We start from the raw sequence: 5,925 nt of genomic DNA on the forward strand, positions 1-5,925 counted from the left end.
GTTGGTGGGCGTACCAGCGGCTGTGCTGGTTGTGCGAGCTGACCGTGCCGTAGCCGGTGACGTAGGAGATGTTGAGGGCGTTGCGGCCCAGGACGTAGTCCATGCTCTGCACCGCGCCGTCGCGGTACTTCGCGGCGCCGGTGAGGTCGTGGGCGGTGGCGACGACGCGGGCGTTGTTGAGGATCTGGCTGTTGGAGCCCCAGTCGTACATGTTGTCCGCGGGGGCGTACGGCATGCCGTACGGCTGCGACCTCAGCGTGGCCAGGTACTTGTCCGCGCCCTTGACCACCGACTGGCGCACCTTCTCCAGGCCGGGGAGCCGGCTCGGGACGGTGGCGAGGTCGAGGCGGGCGGGTACCGCGGTACTGGCCCAGTCGAAGCTGACGCTGCCGAAGATGTCGGCCGTGTGCAGGGGGGACTTGGTCACGTGGTCGGCGAACTGCCTCTCCCCGGTGGTGAGGTACAGCTCGGCCGCCGCCCAGTAGAACTCGTCGGTGGCGTTGCCGTCGGCGTAGGCGCCGCCGCCGATGCCGTCGTCCGGGTCCGGGTGGAGCCCGGGATGGGCGAGTGCGGCGCTCCAGGCCGTCCGCGCGGCCCGCAGGGCCTTCGCCGCGAAGGCCTTGTCGTAGGGCCCGTAGAGGCGGGCCGCCTGCGCGGCCGTCGCCGCCAGGTTCAGGGTCGCCTGGGTCGTCGGCCGGTGCAGCTCGCGCTTCTGCGGGTCCTGGTGGGGCAGCAGCGGCAGCCCCGTCCACTGCTCGTCGTGGATCTTGCTGTGCGCCATGCCGGCCAGCGGCTTCCCGGCCGGCACCTGCATCTTCAGCAGGAACTCCAGCTCCCAGCGGGCCTCGTCCAGGATGTCGGGCACCTTGTTGCCGCTCTCCGGGACGGCGAGCGTCCTGTCACCGAGGCTCGAGGGCCGGCCGGTGCGCGCGTGCAGGGAGCGCTCGTAGGTGCTCAGCAGTCCCCAGGTGGTGATGCCGCCGTTGACGACGTACTTGCCGTGGTCGCCCGCGTCGTACCAGCCGCCGGTGACGTCCAGTGTGTAGTCGCACAGGCCCGGCTGGCAGGGCACCTCGGCGTCGCCCCGGTTGGGGGCGGCGTCCAGGTGGCCGGCGGGGCGGGCGTAGCCGGGGCGCAGGTCCTCGCGGATCGCGATCCCGCTGCGCTGTGTGTAGTAGTACTTGAGGGAGTCCAGGCGGAGCTGTTCGTAGGCCTCCGCGCCGATGTCGAAGGGGCGGCTGGTCCCGCCGTCGGCGACCAGCGTGAAGCCCTTGCCGCGTCCCCGGTAGGCGCCGAAGTCGATCGACTGCACGTTCTGCCCGGAGGAGACGTCCGTGCCGCGCGGCACGGTCCATCCGCGGGTCACGACGGCCCCCCGGGCGTTGCGCAGCTGCCAGGGCAGTCTGGAGGTGGCGTCGGTGACCAGCGTGGCGTTCTTGGGTCCGTCCGGCAGGTAGGCGACCTGGTTGACGCGGACCCGCGGCCCGGTGTCGGGCTCGTACACCTCCGGCTCCACCCCGCCCAGCAGCGACACGTCGTCCAGGCAGAAGCGCCAGGGGTCCGCGGCGCCGCCGAGCTGGAAGGCGACCTGGCCCCGGGTGGTGTCGACGGGGGAGGTGAAGGTGTACGCGTAGGCGTTCCCCGAGACGCTCAGCTGCGGGCTCACCTCGAACCAGGTGTCGTACGGCTCCACCGACAGCCCCGCGAGCGCCCGGACCACGTGCCCGTCGGGCGTGCCGGTCGCCGTGAACGACAACCGGTAGGTCTCGCCCTTCACCAGGGTGATGTCGTTCTGCCCCACGGCGGCGTCCCAGCGGTTGGCGGTGCCGCCGGGCACGTTCGCGCACAGCCGGCCGTCGGACAGGCCCGCGGTGACGTTGCTCGTCGTCCACCACGGCTCGGTGGTGGTGTCGAAGGTCCCGTTCCTGATCTGCTCGACCTCGTCGGCCCGGGCCTGCGGGGCGGACGGCAGGGTGGAGAGGGCCGCCGCGAGCAGGGCGACCACGGACAACAGGGTGGTTCTGCGTCGTTTCACGTCTGGGCTCCTCGAGGGGGAGGTACGGGCGGCACTCCCGTGGGAGCGCTCCCAAGAGGCGGACCACGCCATGCTTGTTGCAGCCATGACATTCCGTCAAGAGTGTGGCGGCGCGTTTCCCTCCCCGCGGTCACCTCCGCCGGACGCCCCCTTGACGCTTCCGCCGCACGGCAGGGGGCCGCCGTCCGCGCGGCGCCGTTACGGACTAGGCTGGAACGCAGGTGACGCACCTGTTCACTGTGAGTGTGCGCGATGGAGTGGCGACGATGAGCCCGGTGTATCCGTTCGACGACGCGGCCACGGCACGGGCCGTCGTCGACGAACACGGCGCCCTCGTCGAGTGGAACGAGGGCGCGCACCGGCTGCTCGGCTGGGCGCCCGAGGAGGTCCTGGGCCGGCAGGCGGCGCAGCTGCTGGCCGGCGACCCGCGGCCGGACCTCCCCGAGGGGCCGCGCTGGGGCGGCACGCTCACCCTGCGGCACCGGGACGGGCACGCCGTGACCGTCTGGGTGCTGGTCAACCGCCGGGCCCCGGAGGACGGCGGCGGCCTGCTCCTGGCCACCCCCCTGGAGGACGGCGGGCCGGGGGCCCCGGACGACCCGCTGTCCCGGATCGCGCTCATGCAGTCCCCCTGCGCCATGGCCGTCTACGACGAGCGGCTGCGCCTGCGCGGGATGAACCCCGCCATGGCGGAGGTGTTCGGCGGGGTGCCGGCCGAGCGGCTGCGGGGGCTGCGCCACTCCGAGATCGGCGGCCACCGGCAGAGCGAGGACTTCGAGCGGCACATGCACCGGGTCCTGACCACCGGCCGGGAGGACGACGCACGGACGTACGCGCCGATAGGCGTCGACGGCCGGTCGAGCGCCTGGCTGGCCCGCGTGTCCCCGGTCACCGACCCGCGGGGACGGGTGTGCGGGGTGAGCGTCGCCGCGCACGACTTCACCGAGCAGTACCGGGCGCGCGAGCGGCTGCAGCTGGTGAACGAGGCGAGCGTACGCATCGGCACCACCCTCGACGTCACCCGGACGGCACAGGAACTCGCCGACGTCTGCGTCCCGGCCCTCGCCGACTTCGTCAGCGTCGACCTGCTGGACGTGGCCGAGCACGGCGGCAAGCCGCTCACCGGCCCGCCGAGCATGCCGGTCGCCCTGCTCCGGGCCGCCCACAGCTCCATCGGTCCGGGCGCGCCGGAGGCCGTCGCCGTGACCGGGGGGACCGAGGTCTACCCGGCCACCTCTCCGCAGGGCGTCTGCCTGGTGACGGGTCACTCCGTGGTGCTCACCCAGGAGGCGGACGACCTGGAGAAGTGGCTCTCCTGGGACCCGGTGCGCAGCGCGCGCGTCCGGGAGCTGGGCGTCCACTCCACGATGTCCGTGCCGATCCGGGCCCGGGGGGTGACCCTCGGAGTCGCCGTCTTCACCCGGTTCGAGCAGCCCGCCCCGTTCATGCCCGACGACGTGCTGCTCGCCGAGGAGGTCACGGCCCGCGCCGCCGTCTGCATCGACAACGCCCGGCGCTACTCGCGGGAGCGGGAGACCGCCCTCGCCCTGCAGCACAGCCTGCTGCCGCGCACCCTGCCGCGCACCGCCGCCGTGGAGGCGGCCTCCCGCTACCTGCCGGCGGCCCGGGACGGGCTGGGCGGCGACTGGTTCGACGTGATCCCGCTGTCCGGGATGCGGGTCGCCCTGGTCGTCGGGGACGTCCTCGGGCACGGTGTGCAGGCCTCGGCCACCATGGGCCGGCTGCGCACCGCCGTACGCACGCTCGCCGACATCGACCTCGCCCCGGACGAGCTGCTCACCCACCTCGACGACGTGGTGGCCCGGATGTCCGCCGAGGCCGGCACCGAAGGCGGCCCCGGCGAGGCCGGCGCGAGCTGCCTGTACGCGGTGTACGACCCGGTCTCCCGCCGCTGCACGCTCGCCCGCGCCGGGCACCCGCCGCCGGTCCTGATCCCGCCGGACGGCCCGCCGCGCCGGGTGGAGCTGCCGTGGGGTCCGCCGCTGGGCGTGGGCGGGCTGCCGTTCGAGAGCGTCGAACTCGACCTGCGGGAAGGCAGCGTGCTGTCCTTCTTCACCGACGGGCTGGTCGAGGGCCGCGAACGGGACACCGACGCCGGCCACCGGCTGCTGTGCGAGGCGCTGGCCGTCCGGACCGGCTCCCTGGAGGAGGCCTGCGACCGCGTCCTGCGCACCCTGCTGCCGGCGGGCGGCGCCTGCGACGACGTGGCCCTGCTGCTGGCCCGCACCCGGGGCCTGCCGTCCTCCCAGGTGGCCACCTGGGACATCCCGGCCGACCCGTCGCTGGTCGCCCCGGTCCGCAAGCGGGTCGTCGAGCAGCTCGACGGCTGGGGGCTCGGCGAGGCGGCGTTCACCACCGAACTGGTGGTCAGCGAGCTGGTCACCAACGCGCTGCGGTACGGCACTCCGCCGATCCGGCTGCGGCTGATCCACAGCGGGGCGCACCTGATCTGCGAGGTGTACGACACCACCCACGCCGCCCCGCACCTGCGCCGCGCCAAGACCTGGGACGAGGGCGGCCGCGGTCTGCTGCTGGTCGCCCAGCTCACCCGGCGGTGGGGCAGCAGGCACACCGCCGAGGGCAAGACCATCTGGGCGGAGCTGAGCCTGGACGACGACGAGTGACGCCGACCGGTGGGGCGGCGGGCGAGCGCACCGGCCCGGGACTCAGGACGCGTCGGTCAGCCACGGCCTGACCCGGCGGCGCGCCTCGTGCAGCCGCGACTTGAACGTGCCCAGCGGAACGCCCGCCCGCTCGGCGGCCTCGGCGTAATCCAGTTGGCAGACGTCCCGGTAGACCAGCGGCGCCACCAGCTGGGGATGCTCCCGCTCCAGTCGGTCCAGCGCCTCCAGCAGGTCGACGCGGGAGCCCGCGATGACACTGGTGGTGCGCGGGTCGGCGTACCGCGCGGGCTCGATCACCGCGGGCTGCTCGGCGGCGCGGCGCTTGAGCTCGCGGTACTTCTGCCGGGAGCAGTTGGCGACGACCGTGTGGAGCCAGGTGCCGAAGCGGCTGCGGCCCTCGAACGTGGTGATCCTCCGCGCGATCTGCACCAGCACGTCCTGCGCGGCCTCCTCCGCGTCCTCGCGGCAGGGCAGGAAACGCCCGCAGCGGCGGACGACCTCGGGCCGGATCACCTGGAGCAGTTCCTCCAGCGCCCCGCCGTCACCGGCGGCGGCGCGCCGGGCGAGGTCTTCGGTCGGCGCCGCGTCCCGCACGACAAGGCCCCCTTGGAGTCGATCTCAGGGCAGGCATGATAGTGGCATGCACTCCCTCGAGCGGATCGGCCGTTACCGCCTCGAACGGCGCCTGGGCACGGGCGCCTTCGGCACGGTCTGGCTCGCCCACGACGACGAGCTCGAGGCCCCGGTGGCCGTCAAGGTCCTCGCCGAGAACTGGTCCCACCGCCTGGACGTGCGCGAGCGGTTCCTGGCCGAGGCGCGGCTGCTGCGCAGGGCCGGCTCGCCCCGGGTGGTCCAGGTCTACGACATCGGTGAACTGCCCGACGGAAGGCCGTACTTCGTCATGGAGTACGCCGACGCCGGCACCCTCGCCGACCTGCTGGAGGCGGGTCCGCTGCCGGTGCCGGAGGCGCTGCGGCTGACCGCGCAGGCCGCCCGCTCCGCCCATGCCCTGCACGAGGCGGGCATCGTGCACCGGGACATCAAGCCCGGCAACGTGCTGCTGCGCACCGCGCCGGACGGCACCCGCCGGGTGCTGCTCGCCGACCTCGGGCTGGCCAAGAGCCTGGCGCAGGCCTCGGGGCTGACCCTGGCGGCGGGTTCGGCCGGGTACCGGCCGCCCGAGCAGGCCGAGCCCGGCGCGGGCATCGACGCCCGGGCCGACGTCTACGCCCTGGGCGCGGTCGG

General features: G+C 74.0%; 4 protein-coding genes. 2 read left to right on the forward strand and 2 right to left on the reverse strand.

Annotated elements, in window-relative coordinates; translation table 11 throughout:
* Positions 1–2,035 (reverse strand): glycoside hydrolase family 9 protein (locus RH94_RS33290; RefSeq protein ID WP_407697394.1); only part of this gene is annotated, 2,035 nt, incomplete at its 3' end.
* Between the two features lie 266 nt (positions 2,036–2,301).
* On the opposite strand from RH94_RS33290, the gene RH94_RS33295 reads away from it, so the two are divergent.
* Positions 2,302–4,680 carry a SpoIIE family protein phosphatase gene (locus RH94_RS33295; protein ID WP_073952056.1) on the forward strand — a complete coding sequence of 793 codons (2,379 nt, stop codon included), beginning with the start codon at positions 2,302–2,304 and terminating at the stop codon, positions 4,678–4,680.
* A gap of 42 nt (positions 4,681–4,722) precedes the next feature.
* Here RH94_RS33295 and RH94_RS33300 read toward each other — a convergent pair whose 3' ends face one another.
* Entirely contained in the window at positions 4,723–5,274 is a 552-nt protein-coding gene (locus RH94_RS33300; RefSeq protein ID WP_073952057.1) for an RNA polymerase sigma factor, read from the reverse strand.
* Between the two features lie 46 nt (positions 5,275–5,320).
* On the opposite strand from RH94_RS33300, the gene RH94_RS45365 reads away from it, so the two are divergent.
* The coding region (locus RH94_RS45365) for a serine/threonine-protein kinase (protein ID WP_234426212.1) at positions 5,321–5,925 on the forward strand (605 nt) is incomplete at its 3' end.

The organism is Streptomyces kebangsaanensis, assembly GCF_001906585.1.
Taxonomy (GTDB): Bacteria; Actinomycetota; Actinomycetes; order Streptomycetales; family Streptomycetaceae; genus Streptomyces; species Streptomyces kebangsaanensis.

Bases quoted from the DNA above. Each gene is read 5' to 3' on its own strand.
- RH94_RS33295 (WP_073952056.1), top strand. From the start codon at position 2,302: ATGAGCCCGGTGTATCCGTTCGACGACGCGGCCACGGCACGGGCCGTC.